The sequence below is a fragment of the Bifidobacterium moraviense genome, from assembly GCF_012932365.1.
Taxonomy (GTDB): domain Bacteria; phylum Actinomycetota; class Actinomycetes; order Actinomycetales; family Bifidobacteriaceae; genus Bifidobacterium; species Bifidobacterium moraviense.
The window spans coordinates 103,149-121,716 of the sequence record NZ_JAAIIH010000002.1 but is presented as its reverse complement, the minus strand read 5'-3'; the positions used below and the strand labels follow the sequence as shown (position 1 = coordinate 121,716).

The window sequence follows — 18,568 nt, the reverse complement described above, 5'->3', positions numbered from 1 at the left end:
GCTGCTGATCGGGCGCCGGCGGGACCGACGCCGCTGATACGAGAACGGACGCGAGGGAATGCCCTCGCGTCCGTTCTCGCATCAGCGGATATGATTTGCGCCGCCGTTGTCCCATGAAATAGGGTGATGGCGCGTGCGACCTCTAGGCGTACCGAGGGAGGGCGTGCTGAGGCACGTCGACCGAGGGGCAACGACGAGGGCGTTCCGCCCATTGTCTTGTGAAATAGGGTGATGGCGCGTGCGTCCCCAAGGCGTACCGAGGGAGGGCGTGCTGAGGCACGTCGACCGAGGAGCAACGACGAGGGCGTTCCGCCCATTGTCTTGTGAAATAGGGTGATGGCGCGTGCGTCCCCAAGGCGTACCGAGGGAGGGCGTGCTGAGGCACGTCGACCGAGGAACAACGCAGGGGGCGCTCCGCCATCACCCTATTTCACCCTATTTCATGCGTTGCGGCCGTAAGCCTCCAGCTGCACCAGCGCCGCCCACGGGGACGGGTCGTCGGACTTGACGAGGTTGCCGACCTTCACCCACGTGACGCCCTTGGCCTCCACGGCGAAGCGGTGCGGCTGATCGCTCTTTTCCATGTGCACGGTCTTCACGGTGCCGTCGGAGAAGCTCACGTCCACCTGCGTCCACCAGTTGTCGTGCGGGAAGTCGGCGCGCGTCACCAGCACGATCTCGTCCAGATCCACCGGACGACCGAACTCCACGGTGATCTCGGCGTCGGCGCGGTTGTCGTTGCCCCAAGTGGCGAACGGCCATTCGCCGTGCAGCGTGTTGGCGGTGACGCCGTCGATCACGTTGCGCGCGTAGAACACCGGCTCGTTGCGGGTCTCGGCGTTGGCGTGCGCGTGCGGCCACACGTCCGCCTCGTCGTGCTGGTCGAGCGGGTTGAGCGCGAGGTTGCGCGTGGCGGCCACTTCGTCGGCGGTGGCGGCGCGCAGCGAGGCCAGGTGCAGGTTGCCGGTGAACGCCTTGGGGTTGTAGGGGACGGCCGCGGCGCCGAAGGGGACGGTGAACGCGAATCCGGTGCCGGTGAGGTACACCAGGGTCTCGTCGATGGTGTCGTCGGCGCGCACCTGGTAGTAGCCGGGCTCGGGCACGGTGAAGCGGATGCGGTCGCCGGGGGCGTAGTTGCCGCGGTACACCAGCGTCGCGCGTTCGGCGGCTTCGGTGGAGGCAAGGACGGTGCCGGCCGCATTCTCGACGGCAATGGACAAGGTCATCGTTGATCCTTTCGTCGGATGGTCAGGTGTCGTCGCGCGGCGTTGGGCGTGCGCGGCGTCACCATCTAGTATGCCACCACCGCCATCCCGTTGTGAAATCGGTTTCATCACGCCTTGCGCAGCATCGTGAACGCACTCAGAAGAAGGGACCCGACTTCTGAGTGCCCGCCTGCCGCATCGTCGTCATCGCGCTTCGTGAAAACGGCGGAAATCCGCCATCGGGGAACTGCCCGACGTCAGGGTCTTCGCGAAGGGGACACTCAGAAGTCGGGTCCCTTCTTCTGAGTGTCAGCCGCGCAGCCGCGTCAGCTCCGCGCGCACCTTGTGCAGCTTGGCGAACGCCGCGTTGCGCTGATCGGCGGTCTTGGCCCGCGTGTGGTCGCGCACGAGCCGGGCCTCCTCTGCCTCGAGTGCCGCGATTCGGTCGCGCCGGGCGATCCGCGCATCGAGATCCGCGTGATCCGTGGTGCCGAGGATCGCCTGCGAGCACAGCGACTCCCACAGCTCGTCCATCGTGGCGCCGGTCACCTCCAGCAGCACGTCGCGCGGATCGGTCCATGCGCCGGCATGCACGGCGTACTGCGCCACGTGTCCGGCGCGCCCGGGGATGCGTCGGCGCACGGCCAGGGCGCACTGCTCCACGGCGCCGGCGGTTCCGCTGCCGTCGCCGTCGCCTGCGCCCTCCGTGACCTCGCGCACGCAGACGAAGAGCACGCCGCCCGCACGCTGCGCGGCGATGTGGTCGATCACGTCCGTGGGCACCGGTGCGTCCGCCTTGGCGAGCCGCAGACCCAGCACCAGCACCTCGTGGATGCGCGCGCCGTCCGCCACGCCGGCGTTCGCCGGGCGCATCAGACCCAGCAGGCTGATCGCGGCCACGTCGTTCGTCAGTTTGGAGCGCAGTCCGGCCGAGATCGGGGCGCGTCCCACGAACGCGGCCTTGGGCAGTGCGCCCCTGGCGGCCGGCACGGCGACGGCGTCGGGCAGTCCCAGAGTGAGCGCGGATACGGTTCCACAGGTGGCGGGGGACATCGGCGGCCTTCCTTTCCCGACGGTTCGGCGGCGTGCGGCGCATCGTGTCGCGCCGGGAGCATCGCTTTGCCTTGCACTATACGCGCCCTGATCGCGCATGGCCGCGCCCGCGTCGCGTTCGCGGCGCGATGCGGTGCGTCGTGCCGTCGCCCCCATCGCCGTCGATGCTCGGACGTTCCGCGTCGGCCTCCTCCGATCTCCGTCGACACTCGGCTTCGATCCGTTCGGACAACACGCTGTGCATTGTTCGGGAAACGTCCGGCGAACATGGTGCACAATGGGAGCACTTCCCGACCCGAAGGAGGGCGACATGTATTACTCCAGCGGCAACTACGAGGCGTTCGCGCGTCCGAAGAAGCCCACCGGCATCGAACGCAAGAGCGCGCACATCATCGGCACCGGTCTGGCGGCGCTCGCCGCGGCCTGCTATCTGGTGCGCGACGCGCGCATGGACGGCAGCCGCATCCACATCTACGAGAAGGACGCGGTGCCCGGCGGCGCCTGCGACGGTCTGGAGATCCCGGGTCTCGGCTACGTGATGCGCGGCGGGCGCGAGATGGACAACCACTTCGAGGTGATGTGGGACCTGTTCCGCTCGATCCCCTCCATCGAGGACCCGGACGTGTCCGTGCTCGACGAGTACTACTGGCTCAACAAGGAGGACCCGAACTATTCGCTGTGCCGCGCCACGAAGAACCGCGGCCAGGACGCCGGCACGGAAGGCAAGTTCGGACTGACGGACAAGGCGTCCATGGAGATCATGAAGCTGTTCTTCACGCCGGACGAGGAGCTGTACGACAAGCCGATCACCGACTTCTTCGACGACGAGGTGCTGAACTCCAACTTCTGGATGTACTGGCGCACGATGTTCGCGTTCGAGAACTGGCATTCCGCGCTGGAGATGAAGCTGTACATCAAGCGCTACATCCACCACATCGGCGGCCTGCCCGACTTCAGCGCGCTGCGCTTCACCCGCTACAACCAGTACGAGTCGATGATCCTGCCGATGGTCGAGTACCTCAAGAAGGCGGGCGTCACGTTCCATTTCAACACCAAGGTGGAGAACGTCGAGTTCGAGATCGGCGGCGGCGTGGGGCCCAAGCGCGCGGTCACCGGCACCGGCCAGGACACCATCCAGAAGATCCAGCAGGCGCAGTTCCGCCGCAACCCGTACTCCACCCCGGAACGCAAGCTCGCCAAGCGCATCGTCCTGTCCGGGCCGGACGGCGCCATGCGCGCGGTGGACCTCACCGAGGACGACTTCGTGTTCATCACCAACGGCGGCTGCGTGGAGAACTCCACGATGGGCTCGCAGACCGAGGCCGCCGCGTGGAACCCGGACATCAGGCCCGGCGGCGGCTGGGACATGTGGCGTCGCATCGCCAGGCAGGACCCGAGCTTTGGCCATCCGGACAAGTTCTGCTCCGATCCGCAGGCCACCAAGTGGATGAGCGCCACGGTCACCACGCTCGACGGCGAGATCCCGCCGTACATCCGGAAGATCTGCGGCCGCGACCCGTTCAGCGGCCACGTGGTGACCGGCGGCATCGTCACCTGCACCGACTCGAACTGGCTCATGAGCTGGACCCTCAACCGCCAGCAGCAGTTCCGCGACCAGCCCAAGAACCAGCTGTGCGTGTGGGTCTACGGCCTGTTCCCGGACAAGCCCGGCAACTACGTGAAGAAGCCGATGACCGAATGCACCGGCGAGGAGATCTGCGAGGAGTGGCTGTACCAGATGGGCGTGCCCGAGGACCGCATCCACGAGCTCGCGCACGACCACGCCAACACCGTGCCCGTGATGATGCCGTACATCACCGCGTTCTTCATGCCGCGCGCGGCCGGCGACCGTCCCGACGTGGTGCCGGACGGCGCCGTGAACTTCGCGTTCCTGGGCCAGTTCGCGGAGACCCCGCGCGACACGATCTTCACCACCGAGTATTCGATGCGCACCGGCATGGAGGCCGTGTACACGCTGGCCGGCGTGGACCGCGGCGTGCCCGAGGTGTGGGGCAGCGTGTACGACGTGCGCAACCTGCTCAACGCCACCGTGAAGCTGCGCGACGGCAAGCCCGTGACGGACATGAAGCTCAACTTCGTGGAGAAGGCCGTGCTCGGCAAGGTGCTGAAGAAGCTCGACGCCACCGACATCGGCCTGCTGCTCAGGGAGTACTGCGCGATCTGACGGCGCGTCGCGCCGCAGCGCGGCCGATGCGGCGATTTTGGCCGATGCTAGGGTCCGTGTCCGCTCATGCGGAGACGGACCCTCGCCGCATTTTCGATTCGTGTGGTGGTCGTGACGGATCCGGCCGGATATCGATGGCGCAATATCGCCGGAATGACGCCATTGCTATCCGGGCGATGCATCGGAAACCACCACACGAATCGAAAATGCGATGCGCGACCATGCGGCGCAGAGGCGCAGATGCGATGCGAGACGGAAATCCCAAGAAAACTGTGCCCCGGATGCGATTCGAACGCACGACACCCGCTTTAGGAGAGCGGTGCTCTATCCCCTGAGCTACCGGGGCAACAGTGTTCCATTGTACATGGGTTTGCGGGTGCCGGCGCCGCCGCGTCGCGGAGCGGGCGATACGGGCGGAATGTGCGCGTGTCGTCGAAAGACGGGGCGACGGCGGACGGGCGCGGGGCGCGAACGGTAGGGTGATGGCGTTCGCCGGCGGCGGGACGCCCGTGCGGGCGTGACGAGACGGAGGGGGATGCGGATGGTTCGTGGATCGGATGGTGCGGCGCGGCGCGGAGGACGGGCGGCGTCCGGTGGATCCCCGCGTGGCGCCATGAGTCCGGACGAGGCGCGGCGGGATGCGGCGCGCGAGCTGCTGGCGCGTGCCGGCGCGGCGCCGGCGCGCGAGCGGTCGCACGCATCGTCGTCGCGCTCGGCGTCGCATTCGATGTCGCATTCATCGTCGCGGCGGAGCGGGGCGACGTCCGGAGGCGCGCGCGGCACCGGGGCGCGGGTCGGGGCCGCGTCCGGCCCCCGGAGCGGCGGACGGTCGTCCCGTGCCTCGGGTTCCGGCCGGGGCGGCGCGCGCGGCGCGTCTCGTGGTTCGGTCCGCGGCCCGGCTCGCGGAACCGGCCCTCGGCGCGGTGGTCGGACGTCCGGCGGGTCCGGTAAGCCGGCGTCGGCCGTCAGACGCGTCGCCGGACTGGCGGGCGTGACGCTGGCGGCGCTCGCCGCCGTGGGCACCCTCGCCCGCGCGCTGCCGTCGTCGATGGCGGCGCTGCCGTATCTGCCGGTCGTCGTGGCGCTGTCGCCGTGGTTCGCGCCGGTCGCGGCGCTGTCGCTCGTGCTCTCGCTCGTCGACCGCCGCTGGCTCTCCTCGCTGGTCGCGGTCACCTGCCTCGCGACGCAGGTCTCGTGGCAGCTGCCGTTCTTCGAGCCCTCCGCCACGCTGCCGGCCGGCGCCACGCGGTCCATCACCACCGCCAGCCCCAACCCGATCGACGCCTATGCGCGCGTAATGACGCTGAACGTCTACAAGGGGTCCGCCGACCCGGCGAGCATCGTGAGACTGGTGAACGAGGAGCGCATCGAGGTGCTGGCGCTGCAGGAGACCACGGACGGCTTCGTCAGGGCGCTCGAGGCCGCCGGCATCGGCCGCTACCTGCCGTACAGCACCGTCGCGTCGTCGGACGGCGTGTACGGCAACGGGCTGTGGTCCGTGACGCCGCTGGCGGATCCGGCGCACGACGAGGTGGGGTCGAGCGCGTCGGCCATGCCCGCTGGCACGGTGGCGTTCGACGACGGCAGGGCGCAGGTGCGGTTCGTCTCGGTGCACACCACGTCGCCGACGCGCGGCTACTGGAGCCGGTGGAAGCGGTCGCTCGACGAGCTCGGCGCGATGCGTGCGCGGGGCGACGTCCGCTACGTGTTCATGGGCGACTTCAACGCCACCTATGACCACGCGCCGTTCCGCGACTTCCTGGGCGACCGTTTCTCCGACGCGGCGCTGCGGTACGGGCACGGGCTCATGTTCACCTGGCCGGCGAACCGCTCCGGCGTGCCCCGGTTCGCGGCCATCGACCACGTGGTGGTCGACCGGGGCGTCACGGCCGGGCGCGTGGAGGTCCGTGCGGTGCCGGGGAGCGATCATGCGGCGCTGCTGGCGACGATCGCCGTGTCGTGATTTGCCGTCACGATTCGGCATCGTCCGCGCCGTCGCGGGCGGATGACTGCGTGCCGTTGACCTCGGTGTTTGCTCTGGGCGAAACCGTCGGACGTGCCTTCGGCATCGGATTAGTACAGAAGGTGTCAGAAGGACCCGTGAAGTGCGGGGTCCGAAACGTGATTGGAGACTCTCATGGACGAGAAGGAACTGGTTGCCGAGCTGAGCAATGCGCAGGTGGTGCAGGATGTGCTGGCCACCGCCAAGAAGTACGGCAAGGAGCTCACGTTCGAGCAGGCCGACAAGCTGTTCGGCCACATCCTGCAGACCAAGTCCGACACCGCCGATCTGGACGGCGATTCGCTCGAGGGCCTCGTCAAGGAGACGTTCGGCCTGTGATGCGGGCCCGCTGACGGCGGCGTGCGCGTCGCCGGATAGCCGAAGGTCCCGATCCGCCACATGCGGATCGGGACCTTTTCGCGTTCTGGGTCGAGCCGTTACGCGGGCAGCCCTGTGGGCCGAGCCGTTAAACGGAAGCCCCAGTGGGGCTTCCGTAGGCGAGGTGAGAGGCCGCCAAGGCCCCGAAGGGTACTCAGGACAGATTGTCCTGAGTACCCGCAGTCGCCTCGTTGGCCTGCTGCTCGGCCTGCGCGGCGTCGAGCTTGGCGCGCACCTCGTCGAGCAGCCCCTGCGCGCGCCTGGCCAGCGCCTCGCCGAGCTCCCACTGGCGCATGGACTGGTCGAGGTCCAGCCCGCCGGTCTCCAGCGCCTGCACGGCCTTGATGAGCTCGTCGCGCGCCTGCTCGTACGGCATGCGCGCGATGGCCTCGCGCTCCTTGTCCGTCAGGCTGGACGCCGGCGCCGCGCCGGTCATGGTCTTCGTCTCGTCGGTCATGATGATGCTCCTGTTCTCTTGCGTCCGTAATCGTCGGTCAGTCACTAATCGTCAGTAATCGTCAGTCGTCGCCGTCGGCGGGCTCGGCGCCGCTCGCCACGGCGGTCACGCGGCCGCGGCGCAGCGTCAGCGTCAGCTCGTCGCCGGGACGCACCGCCGCCGCGTCGGTGAGCACGTGCCCGTCGGCGGTCTGCGCCACGGCGTAGCCGCGGTCGAGCGTGGACTGGGGGCTCAGGGCGGTCAGCGCCGCGTGGCGCTTCTCGATGGTCATGGTCTCGTAGTCCACCGTGCGGCGCAGCGCCACGTCCATGCGCCGGCGCGCGTCGTCGATGAGCCGCTGGTGCGGTTCGAGCATGGTGAGCGGGCGCGTCAGGCTCGGGCGGTTCGCATAGCCCTCCACGAGTCGGATCTCCCCGGCGATGCGGTTCTCGATGCGCAGCCGCATGCGCTGGCGCGCGCCCTCCACGAGCTGCAGCTGCTCGTGCACGTCCGGCACCACGCGCTTGGCGGCGTCGGTGGGCGTGGAGGCCCTGAGGTCCGCGGCCAGGTCGATGAGCGTCCAGTCGTCCTCGTGTCCCACGGCGGTCACGATCGGCGTGGCGCATTCGGCCGCGGCGCGCACCACGCCCTCGTCGGAGAAGCCGATGAGGTCCTCGAAGCTGCCGCCGCCGCGCGCCACGATGATCACGTCCACGTCCGGATCGGCGTCGAGCCGACGGATCGCGGCGATCACGTCCGCGGGACACTGCTCGCCCTGCACGTGCACGTGCACGACCGTGAAGTCCACGACCGGCCAGCGCAGGCGCACGTTGGTGATCACGTCGCCCTCGGCGCGGGCCTGCGGAGCGCAGATCAGGCCGATGCGGTGCGGGAACTCCGGCAGCGGCACCTTACGGTCGGCGTCGAACAGACCCTCGCCCTTGAGGCGGCGGCGCAGCTCCTCGATCCGCGCCTTGAGGCTGCCGCCGGCGCCCACGCGCACGATCGCGTCGCCCCTGAGGGACAGCGACGTGCGCTTCATCCACAGATTGGGCCTGCCGTGGATCGTGACGCGGTCGCCCTGCACGAACACCGAGGCGGCCTGCGCGAACGGGCCGAAGCCGTTGACCTCCATGGCCACGTCCTCGCGGTCGTCGCGCAGCGTCAGATAGACGCTGCCGGCGCGGCGGGCGTTGATCTGCGTGATCTGCCCGGTCACCCACACGCTCGGCCAGCGCTCCACGGCCGCGTAGAACTTCTGGCTCAGCACGCTCACCGGCCACGGACGCTCCACCGTGGTGTCGCGGGCCAGACGCGGCAGCTCCTGCGGCTGCTGGGGCCGCGTCCCGTCCGGCGTCGTCGATGCATAGGTTCCCATGTCGGTCATGTCCCTTACTTTGGGTCATCGGCCCGACATCGGGGAGCCGCCCCGGAGCCGGCGCGAAACACGCCGAAGCGACGAATCACACGGGTGTGGTTTTCGGCGGAATGTCGCCGAAATCACTATTCCTAGTGCTGGGAACCCCCGTTCGTAACTAGATATTGGGGTGGGGATGCATTATCTTTTCTATAGCCCAATACGACTTACATGACTGTAGTTTGCCGCGCCCCGACGAGGGACGGGCGAACGGAGGAGACAGAGAGGACACCATGGAGACCAACGTGCTTGTCGACACGCGGCCCGCAGCCGCCGCTTCCACCGCCACCGTGCTTGTGGAGAAGCGCGACGGCCGTGTGGTCGACTTCGACCCGATCAACATCATCTCCGCCGTCAAGGCGGCCTTCGGCGACCTCAACAAGCAGGTCGGCCCGGAGGAGGAGGCCATGATCCGCGGCTTCGCCAACCACATCGAAGGCGAAATCAAAGAACGCTACGCCGGCCCCGCCAAGATCGAGGACATCCAGAACCTCGTGGAGCACGCGCTCATCGACGCCCACCTGTACGACGTGGCGCGCGCCTACACCAACTACCGTCTCGACAAGGACATCCAGCGCGCCAAGGCCACGGACGTCAACGAGGCCGTGTCCCGCTTCATCAACCAGGACCCCACCCTCATCCACGAGAACGCCAACAAGGACGCCAACGTCTACGCCACCCAGCGCGACCTGCTGGCCGGCGCCGTCTCCAAGGCCGCCGCGTTCAACATGCTGCCCCCGGCCGTCTCCAACGCGCACATGAAGGGCGACATCCACTTCCACGACGCCGACTACTCGCCGTTCACCGCGCAGTCCAACTGCTCGCTGCCCAACTTCTGGGACATGCTGGCCAACGGCTTCACGCTCGGCAACGCGCCCATGGCCTCCCCGAAGTCCATCGCCATCGCCGCCACGCAGATCACGCAGATCATGAAGGACGTGGCCTCCAGCCAGTACGGCGGCCAGACCGCCAACCGCGCCGACGAGCACCTCGCCACCTACGCGCGCCTCGACTACGCGAAGTTCCTCGACGAGGCCCGCGAGACCATCCCGGACGGCATGCCCGTGGAGTTCGCGCGCCGCCAGGTGGAGAACGCCAAGCGCAACGAGCCCGCCAAGCTGCACTTCGGCTCCCGCGAGCCGCTGCCCATGGACACCCCGTTCCACACGGACGTGGACGAGCTCGAGCAGGAGCGCGAGATCCTCGCCAAGATCCGTACCCGCAAGGCCATCTACGACGCCATGCAGACCATGGAGTACCAGATCAACTCCAACCGCGTCTCCAACGGCCAGACCCCGTTCGTCACCATCGGCTTCGGACTCGGCACCGACTGGTTCTCCCGCGAGATCCAGCGCGCCATCCTGCTCAACCGCATCCGCGGCCTCGGCAAGGAGCACCACACCGCCATCTTCCCGAAGCTCGTGTTCACCATCCGCCACGGCGTGAACGCCGACCCCGGCGACCCGAACTACGACCTCAAGCAGCTGGCGCTCGAATCCGCCACCAAGCGCATGTACCCGGACGTGGTGTTCTACGAGAACATCGTCAAGATCACCGGCTCCTTCAAGGCCCCCATGGGCTGCCGCTCCTTCCTGCAGGGCTGGATCAACCCCGCCACCGGCAAGGACGAGGAGGACGGCCGCATGAACCTCGGCGTCGTCTCCGTGAACATCCCGCGCATCGCGCTCGAATCCCACGGCAGCAAGGAACGCTTCTGGAAGCTGTTCGCCGAGCGTATGGAGGTCGCGCACCAAGCGCTGCAGTTCCGCATCATGCGCTGCAAGCAGGCCACGCCGGTCAACGCGCCCACCCTGTTCCGCTTCGGCGCGTTCGGCCGCCTCGGCGCCAACGACAACGTGGACCAGCTCTTCAAGAACGAGCGCGCCACCGTCTCGCTCGGCTACATCGGTCTGGCCGAAGCGACCGCCGTGTTCTACGGCAAGAACTGGATCCGCGACCACGGCTGGGATCCGGAAGGCAAGGAGTTCGCGCTGTCCATCGTCAAGCGCATGAGCGAACTGTGCCACCAGTGGAGCAAGGCCGAGGGCTACCACTACTCCGTGTACTCCACGCCCGCCGAGTCGCTCACCGACCGCTTCAACCGCATGGACCGCGAGAAGTTCGGCCGCGTCGAAGGCGTGACCGACCACGACTTCTACACCAACTCGTTCCACTACCCGGTGTGGCTGCAGCCCACCCCGATGGAGAAGCTCAACTACGAGAAGGACTTCCCGTACTACGCTTCCGGCGGCTTCATCAACTACTGCGAGTACCCGTGCCTGCAGGACAACCCGAAGGCGCTCGAAGCCGTGTGGGACTACGCGTACCACATCGGCATCGGCTACCTCGGCACGAACACCCCGATCGACCACTGCTTCGTGTGCGGCTTCCAGGGCGACTTCGAGCCCACCGAGGAAGGCTTCAAGTGCCCCGAGTGCGGCAACTCCGACCCGGACAAGTGCAACGTCACCAAGCGCACCTGCGGCTACCTCGGCAACCCGGTCCAGCGCCCGATGGTGCACGGCCGCCACGAGGAGATCTCCCACCGCGTCAAGCACATGGCCGGCGAGACCGGTCACGTGACGCTGGCGGACGGGGAGACGCGCGAGTGGTTCGAGGATACGAAGTGACGTTGCGTCGCTAAGACGCTCCACGGGGATCGGGACGTACGATCCACGACACGCTCAAGGCCGCTCGGCCAAGCCTACGGTCGCGGATCGTATGTCCCGATCCCCGTTTCGCTGCGTCTGACGTCACGGGTTCGGTGAAGCGCCAAAATGGGATGACGGGCCGCTCGTCCAAGCTTACGGTCGTGAACCATGCGCCTTCATCCATGCTCCGCGTTCGATGGCCGCGTCACCGATTCGGTGAAGCGCATGGTGATGGAATGATGAGTGGGAAGGAGACGACGATGGGGGAGATGACGAGGAGGGACTTCGCGGCGGGGGAGACCGACCGCGGGCCGGGCGTGCCGTCGAACGGACTGGCCAACGATCCCAGGGCCGGCCAGTGGGACGGACGGCGCATGTCGAAGCGCATGATCGCCGACTACAAGACCTTCATCGTCACCGACGGCGAAGGCGTGCGCAACTCGCTGTACGTCTCCGGCTGCCCGTTCCACTGCGTCGACTGCTTCAACGCCTCCATCTGGGACTTCAAGGCCGGGCACGAATACACGCCCAAGCTGGAGGAACGCATCATCGAGGATCTGAAGGCCTCGTGGGTGCAGGGCATCACGTTCCTCGGCGGCGAGCCGCTGCTCAACACGCCCGTGCTGGTGCCGCTCGCCCGTCGCATCCGCGCCGAGTTCGGCCACGACAAGGACATCTGGTGCTGGACCGGTTACACGTGGGAGGAGCTCATGCGCCCCGGCGAAACCCCCGACAAGCGCGAACTGCTCGAACTCATCGACGTGCTCGTGGACGGCCGCTACCTCAGGGACCGCAAGGATTCCCTGCTGCAGTTCCGCGGCTCCTCCAACCAGCGCATCCTCGACGTGCCGAAGTCCCTTGCCGCAGGCTCGCCCGTCATCTGGCCCAAGCTGCACGATCAGGAGCGCGACATCCCCGAGATCTACCTCAGGGACCGTGAAGCCGGCGAAGGCGCGCAGGCCTCGTAGCGTCACGATGCCGCGGCGTCAGCGATGGGCACCGTGGCGCAGTGCCGTGCTGCCCGATGTGCGCGGGGAACGCTGGTCATTCGGGAAGTTCGGATGTGGATGCGGACGTTGTGCGCGCCCGGATCGTCCGTTTCGACATCCGATCCCTGCTTCGGATGTGCGTCCGGACGTTTTCGCCGCCGATTTCGTCTGTTTCGACCTCCGATGCTCATTGCGGATGTGGATGCGGACGTTGTGCGCGTTGTGTGCGTCGCACGTGTCGCGCACTCGGGCCGTCCCGCGGCCCCCGCCTCCGACCGCGCCGGGCGACCCGGCTCCGGAGGCCCGGATATCCGTCAGGCCGGCGCGCGATGTCGGGTTTCGCTGTTCTTTGTCGGCTAAATCACACGGCGTCCCGCAGGTGCTGGGCGGGCTTCAGACTAAGTTAGCTCGTAGTGAGCAGCCGGGCTCAGGGGTCGTGCGCACCCGCGTGCGCGCCGTCAATGCCGCAAGGGGCGGGGCCCACCCGGAGGACGAGACGATTGAGGTAAAGCAATGGGTGAAGCGACGGATACGCTGCGCGTGGGACTGGACATCGGCTCCACCACGGTCAAGGCCGTGGTGCTCGGCGACTCCGACAGGCTCGAGGACGCGCTGTTCTCCGACTACCGGCGCCACCACGCCAACGTGCGCAAGGCCACCGCCGACCTGCTGACGGACGTGAAGGCCACGCTCGCCGCCAAGGGCATGGAGCATCGTCCGATCCGCTTCGCGATCACCGGCTCCGGCGGTCTGGAGCTCGCCAACCAGCTCGGCTGCGAGTTCATCCAGGAGGTCATCGCCGAGACCGACGCCATCAACGTCACCTACCCGGACGCCGACGTCATCATCGAGCTCGGCGGCGAGGACGCCAAGATCACGTACCTCAAGCCCGTGCCCGAGCAGCGCATGAACGGCTCGTGCGCAGGCGGCACCGGCGCGTTCATCGACCAGATGGCCACGCTGCTCAACACCGACGCCCCCGGCCTCAACGAACTGGCCAAGCAGTACAAGACGCTCTATCCGATCGCGTCGCGCTGCGGCGTGTTCGCCAAGTCCGACCTGCAGCCGCTCATCAACGACGGCGCCGACAAGGAGGACCTCGCCGCGTCGATCTTCCAGGCCGTGGCCACGCAGACCATCGCCGGCCTCGCCTGCGGACGCCCCGTCAAGGGCAACATCGTGTTCCTCGGCGGCCCGCTGTTCTTCATGTCCGAGCTGCGTGAGGCGTTCAAGCGCATCCTCGAAGGCAAGGCGAGCGAATACATCGTGCCGGAGAACGCGCACCTGTACGTGGCGTACGGCGCCGCGCTGGAAGCCGGCGAAAGCTCCAAGGCGACCGTGGAACGCACCGCCGGCGTCGAAGGCAACCCGCTTTCGGAGGACGTCAACGATCCGTTCGGCCCCGCATTCTGCATGCTCGAAGACATGAAGGACGGCCTCGCCACGCTCAAGGTCAGGCGCCACGGCGACGACGCGGCCGACGACGCATCCGCCGCCGCATCGCGCGACGCCGACGCGCAGCATGCCGCCAGCGCCGCCGCCGCAGCCGACCCGCTGCACTTCGCCAACGAAGCCTCGCAGACGCTGTCCGAAGTGGAAACGCAGGGACACTTCGACCTGTCCACGCTCGACGGCGTGCTCGACGCCCTCGACTCGCTCAAGAACCGTCCGAACACCGCGCGCACCATCCGCCCGCTGTTCCTCAACGACGACGAGCGCCGCGAATTCGACGAGCGCCACGCCAGGCAGAAGATCGCCGTCGGCAACCTCGACGGTGCGCACGGCCCGCACTTCCTGGGCATCGACGCCGGCTCCACCACCATCAAGGCCACGCTCATCAACGACGACAAGACCATCGTGTGGTCCTCCTACGCCACGCACAAGGAGAACCCGCTGCTCGCCGCCGCGGACATCGTCAGGGCCATCACGGCCGCCATGCCCGACGGCGCGTACATCGCGCGCGCCTGCGCCACCGGCTACGGCGAAGGCCTCATCACCGCAGGCCTGCACATCGACGAAGGCGTGGTGGAGACCATGGCCCACTACCGCGCCGCCGAGGAGATCAGCCCCGGCGTCACCGCCGTCATCGACATCGGCGGTCAGGACATGAAGTACATGGACGTCAACGACGGCGTCATCGACTCGATCTGCGTCAACGAGGCCTGCTCGTCCGGCTGCGGCTCGTTCCTGCAGACGTTCGCGCAGTCCCTGGGACTCACGATCCAGCAGTTCACGCAGGAGGCACTCGCCTCCAAGGCGCCGGCCGACCTCGGCTCGCGCTGCACCGTGTTCATGAACTCCGCCGTCAAGCAGGCGCAGAAGGAAGGCGCGTCCCCCGAGGACATCGCCGCCGGCCTGTGCTACTCCGTGGTGCGCAACGCCCTGTACAAGGTGATCAAGCTGCGCGACGCGAACGCGCTCGGACCGGTGGTGGTGGTGCAGGGCGGCACGTTCCTCAACGACGCCGTGCTGCGCGCCTTCGAGCTACTCACCGGCCGCAAGGTCACCAGGCCCAACATCGCCGGCCTCATGGGCGCGTACGGCGCCGCGCTCACCGCGCGCATGCACTGCCCGGCCGAATCCGAGGCGGACGCGGCGGCCGGCACCGAGGCCGCGCACCCCGTGTCCACGATGCTCACCGGCGACGCGCTCGACCATCTGAGCATGACCACCACGCACGACGTGTGCAAGCTGTGCCAGAACCACTGCAAGCTCACCATCACCGAATTCGAGGACGGCACGCGCTACGTGACCGGCAACCGCTGCGAGCGCGGCGGCGACAAGACCAAGAAGCGCTCCGACCGCCCGAACCTGTACGACTTCAAGTACAAGCGCGCGTTCGCGTACCGCAGGCTCACGCCCGCCAAGGCGACGCGCGGCGACATCGGCATCCCGCGCGTGCTCAACATGTACGAGGACTACCCGTTCTGGTTCACGCTGCTGACCAACCTCGGCTTCCGCGTCATCATCTCCGGCCGGTCCGACCACAAGCTGTTCGAGGAGGGCATGGACTCCATCGCTTCCGAGAACATCTGCTACCCGGCCAAGCTGGTGCACGGGCACATCCGCGACCTCGTCGCCAAGGGCGTCAAGCGCATCTTCTACCCGTGCGTCTCCTACGAGCAGCAGCTCGTGCCGGACACGCAGAACCGCTACAACTGCCCGATCGTGGCCAACTATCCGGTGGTCATCGAGGCGAACATGCCCGAACTGGCCGCGGAGGGCGTGCGGTTCATGCGCCCGTACTTCAACCTTGCCAACAAGGACAAGATGGTCGACCGCATCGTCGAGGTGTTCGCCGACGACGGCGTGACGCGCGAGGAGGCCGAGCTGGCCGTGACCGCCGCCTACCGCGAGGACGCCGTGTTCAAGAACGACGTCAAGCAGGAGGGCCTGCGCGCGCTCGCCTACATGCAGGAGCACCGCGTGCGCGGCGTCGTGCTCGCCGGCCGCCCGTACCACATCGACCCGGAGGTCAACCACGGCATCCCGGAGACGATCTGCGCGCTCGGCATGGCGGTGCTCTCCGAGGACTCGGTGTGCGAGCTCGACCCGCACCACATGCCGCGCATCACCGAATACCTGAACGACGACAAGGCGCAGCGCGCGCTCGAGGCCAACCGCGAGGCCGACGGGTTCCGCAAGACCGTGCCCGCGTTCGACGCCGACCACAAGATGCCGCTGCGCGTCTTCAACCAGTGGGCCTACCATTCGCGCCTGTACGAGGCGGCGCGCTTCGTGAGCGAATACCCGAACCTGCAGCTCGTACAGCTCGTGAGCTTCGGCTGCGGCGTGGACGCCATCACCACCGATCAGGTGCAGGAGATTCTGGCGGACAAGGGCGACGTGTACACGCAGCTCAAGATCGACGAGGTCTCGAACCTCGGCGCCGCGAAGATCCGTCTGCGCTCGCTCAAGGCCGCCATGGAGGAGCGCGACCGCAGGAACGATCTCGCGCTCGGGGCCGGCGTCACCGCCATGCCCACCAAGCGCGACGGTTCCGCGCCCGACGGCTCGGGCCGCGAAGCCGGCAAGACCACCGGTTGGGTGAGGACCTCCCGCGAGCCGTTCGACCAGGCCATCATCGACACGTCCGCCAAACCGCGCCATCCGCTCGCCGGGCAGTTCGCTCCGGTCGATGCCGCGCAGACCGGCGCCGGCGCGAACCTCGACGCGATCACCGCAGACATCGTCGCCAAGGGCATGACGTCCGAGCACGTGAGCCTCGACGAGGCCAAGGCCACGATCGCCGAGCTCGCCGGATTCGTGGCGCGCCACGACGCCACCGCCAGCTCCGGCATCGCGGTCGGCAAGCGGGAGGACGTCATGTCGCACGGCTGCCCCGCGTCCGCGTTCGACGACGCCGCGCAGTCCGACGACGCCGAAGCGAAGCGCAAGCCCGCATCCTCGGCGGACATCAAGCCGTCGCTGAGCAAGTACAAGACGCTGCACCCGTTCACCAAGGCAATGGCGCACACGTACACCGTGCTCGCCCCGCAGATGAGCCCCGTGCACTTCTCGCTGCTCAAGAGCGTGTTCACGTCCGGCCACTACAACTTCGAACTGCTCACGCACGCCACGCAGGAAGACATCGAAACCGGCGTCAAGTACGTGAACAACGACGCCTGCTTCCCGGCCATCATCGTGGTGGGCCAGCTCGTCAACGCGTTCCTCACCGGCAAGTACGATCCGCATCGCTGCGCGCTCGTGATCACGCAGACCGGCGGCATGTGCCGCGCCACCAACTATCTGGCGCTGCTGCGCAAGGCGCTCGCCGACGCCGGCTACGACTACGTGCCGATCATCGCGCTGTCGGTGCAGGGCTTCAACGACAACCCCGGCTTTAAGGCGACGCCGGCGCTGGCGCACCGCGCGGTCAAGGTGTTCTATCTCGGCGACATCCTTTCGCAGCTGCTGCTGCGCGTGCGCCCGTACGAGGCGGAGCCCGGATCGGCGAACCGCCTGTACCGCGTGTGGGACACGATCACGCGCGAGACGATCGAGCATCACGGCTGGTCGGCCACGTATCAGAAGCTCTACCACCGTCCCGGATATCTGCCGTACGGCAGGCTCATCCGCCGCATGACCGAAGCGTTCGACAAGCTGCCGCTGCGCGACATTCCGCGCAAGCCGCGCGTGGGCGTGGTCGGCGAGATCCTCGTCAAGTACCATCCCGACGCCAACAATCACGTCGTCGACCTCATCGAGGAGCAGGGATGCGAGGCCGTGCTGCCCGGCATCTGCGACTTCATGCTCAACGGCATCTACTCGGCCGACTGGAACGAGGACCATCTCGGCACCGGCGGCAACCTGAAGATGAACCATCTGATCCGTCGCATCGCCGACCTGTACCGCAGGCCCATGGTCAAGGCGTTCGAGGCGAGCCACGGCAAGTTCGAAGTGCCGTGGCCGGTCGACAAGCTGCGCGACAAGGCCGCCACCGTCACGTCGATCGGCGTGCAGGCCGGCGAAGGCTGGCTGCTCACCGGCGAGATCGTGGAGCTCATCGAGACCGGCGCGCCGAACGTCGTGTGCGCGCAGCCGTTCGCCTGCCTGCCCAACCACGTGACCGGCCGCGGCATGTTCGGCAAGATCCGCCGCGTGTACCCCGAGGCCAACATCGTGTCGATCGACTACGATCCGGGCGCTTCCGAGGCGAATCAGCTCAACAGGCTCAAGCTCATGATCGCTGCTGCGAAGAAGAACATCACCAAGGCCGACTGAGCGCGCCGGTTCCCTCTGTCATTCTGTGCGGCGCCGGTTCCCTCCGTCATCCTGAGCGGAGCCCGTTCCCTTCCTTTCGTCATCCTGAGCGGAGCCCGAAGGGCGGAGTCGAAGGATCCTTGACCAGCAGGCATGTCAAAGATCCTTCGACTCCGCTGCGCTTCGCTCAGGATGACCGGGGGAGGGCGCTTCTCTCGGGATCGCCGGACTTCTGCTCCTTCTTGCCGTCCCATGTGCAACCGATCCCTTCTCTTCGTCATCCTGCGCGGCGCCGGTTCCCTTCCCGTCATCCTGAGCGGAGCCCGAAGGGCGGAGTCGAAGGATCCTTGACATGCTGCTGGTCGGAGATCCTTCGACTCCGCTGCGCTTCGCTCAGGATGACCGGGGGAGGACGTGCTTCGCTCAGGATGACCGGGGGAGGACGTGCTCTGCTCAGGATGACCGATGGGGACCGTCCGCTCGGGATCCCCGCGCGTGAACCCGTTATCGATTTTCCGTATGGGATTGCCGCCTCATCGCCCGTCAGGG

The 18,568-nt window shown here is 67.6% G+C and carries 10 protein-coding genes and 1 tRNA gene; 6 read left to right on the top strand and 5 right to left on the bottom strand.

The genetic code is table 11. From position 1 onward, the window contains the following. Nucleotides 1–440 precede the first annotated feature (440 nt). Complete coding sequence (locus tag G1C96_RS03805; protein WP_169275328.1) at nt 441–1,226, bottom strand: carbohydrate-binding protein; 786 nt, start codon at nt 1,224–1,226, stop codon at nt 441–443. 288 nt (nt 1,227–1,514) lie between these two features. Beyond that, entirely contained in the window at nt 1,515–2,258 is a 744-nt protein-coding gene (locus tag G1C96_RS03800) for a DUF4391 domain-containing protein (protein WP_169275327.1), read from the bottom strand. A gap of 310 nt (nt 2,259–2,568) precedes the next feature. Here G1C96_RS03800 and G1C96_RS03795 point away from each other — a divergent pair, with 310 nt between their 5' ends. After that, a complete protein-coding gene (locus G1C96_RS03795) occupies nt 2,569–4,443 on the top strand; it encodes an oleate hydratase (RefSeq protein WP_169275326.1) in 1,875 nt (624 codons plus the stop codon). Nucleotides 4,444–4,716: 273 nt separating this feature from the next. Here G1C96_RS03795 and G1C96_RS03790 read toward each other — a convergent pair. Beyond that, nucleotides 4,717–4,789 (bottom strand) — tRNA-Arg (locus tag G1C96_RS03790). Between the two features lie 645 nt (nt 4,790–5,434). Here G1C96_RS03790 and G1C96_RS03785 point away from each other — a divergent pair. After that, nucleotides 5,435–6,406 (top strand): endonuclease/exonuclease/phosphatase family protein, encoded by a 972-nt coding sequence (locus G1C96_RS03785; RefSeq protein WP_417852164.1) that lies wholly within the window; start codon nt 5,435–5,437, stop codon nt 6,404–6,406. 174 nt (nt 6,407–6,580) lie between these two features. After that, on the top strand, nt 6,581–6,784 hold the full coding sequence (locus tag G1C96_RS03780; protein ID WP_169275325.1) for a hypothetical protein: 204 nt from the start codon (nt 6,581–6,583) through the stop codon (nt 6,782–6,784). Between the two features lie 193 nt (nt 6,785–6,977). On the opposite strand, the gene G1C96_RS03775 is transcribed toward G1C96_RS03780, so the two are convergent. Both G1C96_RS03775 and xseA read right to left on the bottom strand, forming a co-directional pair. Further along, nucleotides 6,978–7,280: an exodeoxyribonuclease VII small subunit gene (locus tag G1C96_RS03775; protein ID WP_169275324.1), complete on the bottom strand. Its 303-nt coding sequence runs from the start codon at nt 7,278–7,280 to the stop codon at nt 6,978–6,980. A 61-nt stretch (nt 7,281–7,341) separates the two neighbouring features. After that, on the bottom strand, nt 7,342–8,637 hold the full coding sequence (gene xseA, locus G1C96_RS03770) for an exodeoxyribonuclease VII large subunit (protein ID WP_417852167.1): 1,296 nt from the start codon (nt 8,635–8,637) through the stop codon (nt 7,342–7,344). A 272-nt stretch (nt 8,638–8,909) separates the two neighbouring features. Here xseA and nrdD point away from each other — a divergent pair, with 272 nt between their 5' ends. The 3 genes from nrdD to G1C96_RS03755 all read left to right on the top strand — a co-directional run bounded on the left by nrdD (nt 8,910) and on the right by G1C96_RS03755 (nt 18,040). Continuing rightward, complete coding sequence (nrdD, locus tag G1C96_RS03765; RefSeq protein ID WP_169275322.1) at nt 8,910–11,306, top strand: anaerobic ribonucleoside-triphosphate reductase; 2,397 nt, start codon at nt 8,910–8,912, stop codon at nt 11,304–11,306. A 260-nt stretch (nt 11,307–11,566) separates the two neighbouring features. Beyond that, nucleotides 11,567–12,295, top strand: coding sequence for an anaerobic ribonucleoside-triphosphate reductase activating protein (gene nrdG / locus G1C96_RS03760; protein ID WP_417852166.1), 729 nt, complete (start codon nt 11,567–11,569; stop codon nt 12,293–12,295). Between the two features lie 534 nt (nt 12,296–12,829). Then, nucleotides 12,830–18,040, top strand: coding sequence for an acyl-CoA dehydratase activase-related protein (locus tag G1C96_RS03755; protein WP_169275320.1), 5,211 nt, complete (start codon nt 12,830–12,832; stop codon nt 18,038–18,040). Nucleotides 18,041–18,568: the final 528 nt, after the last annotated feature.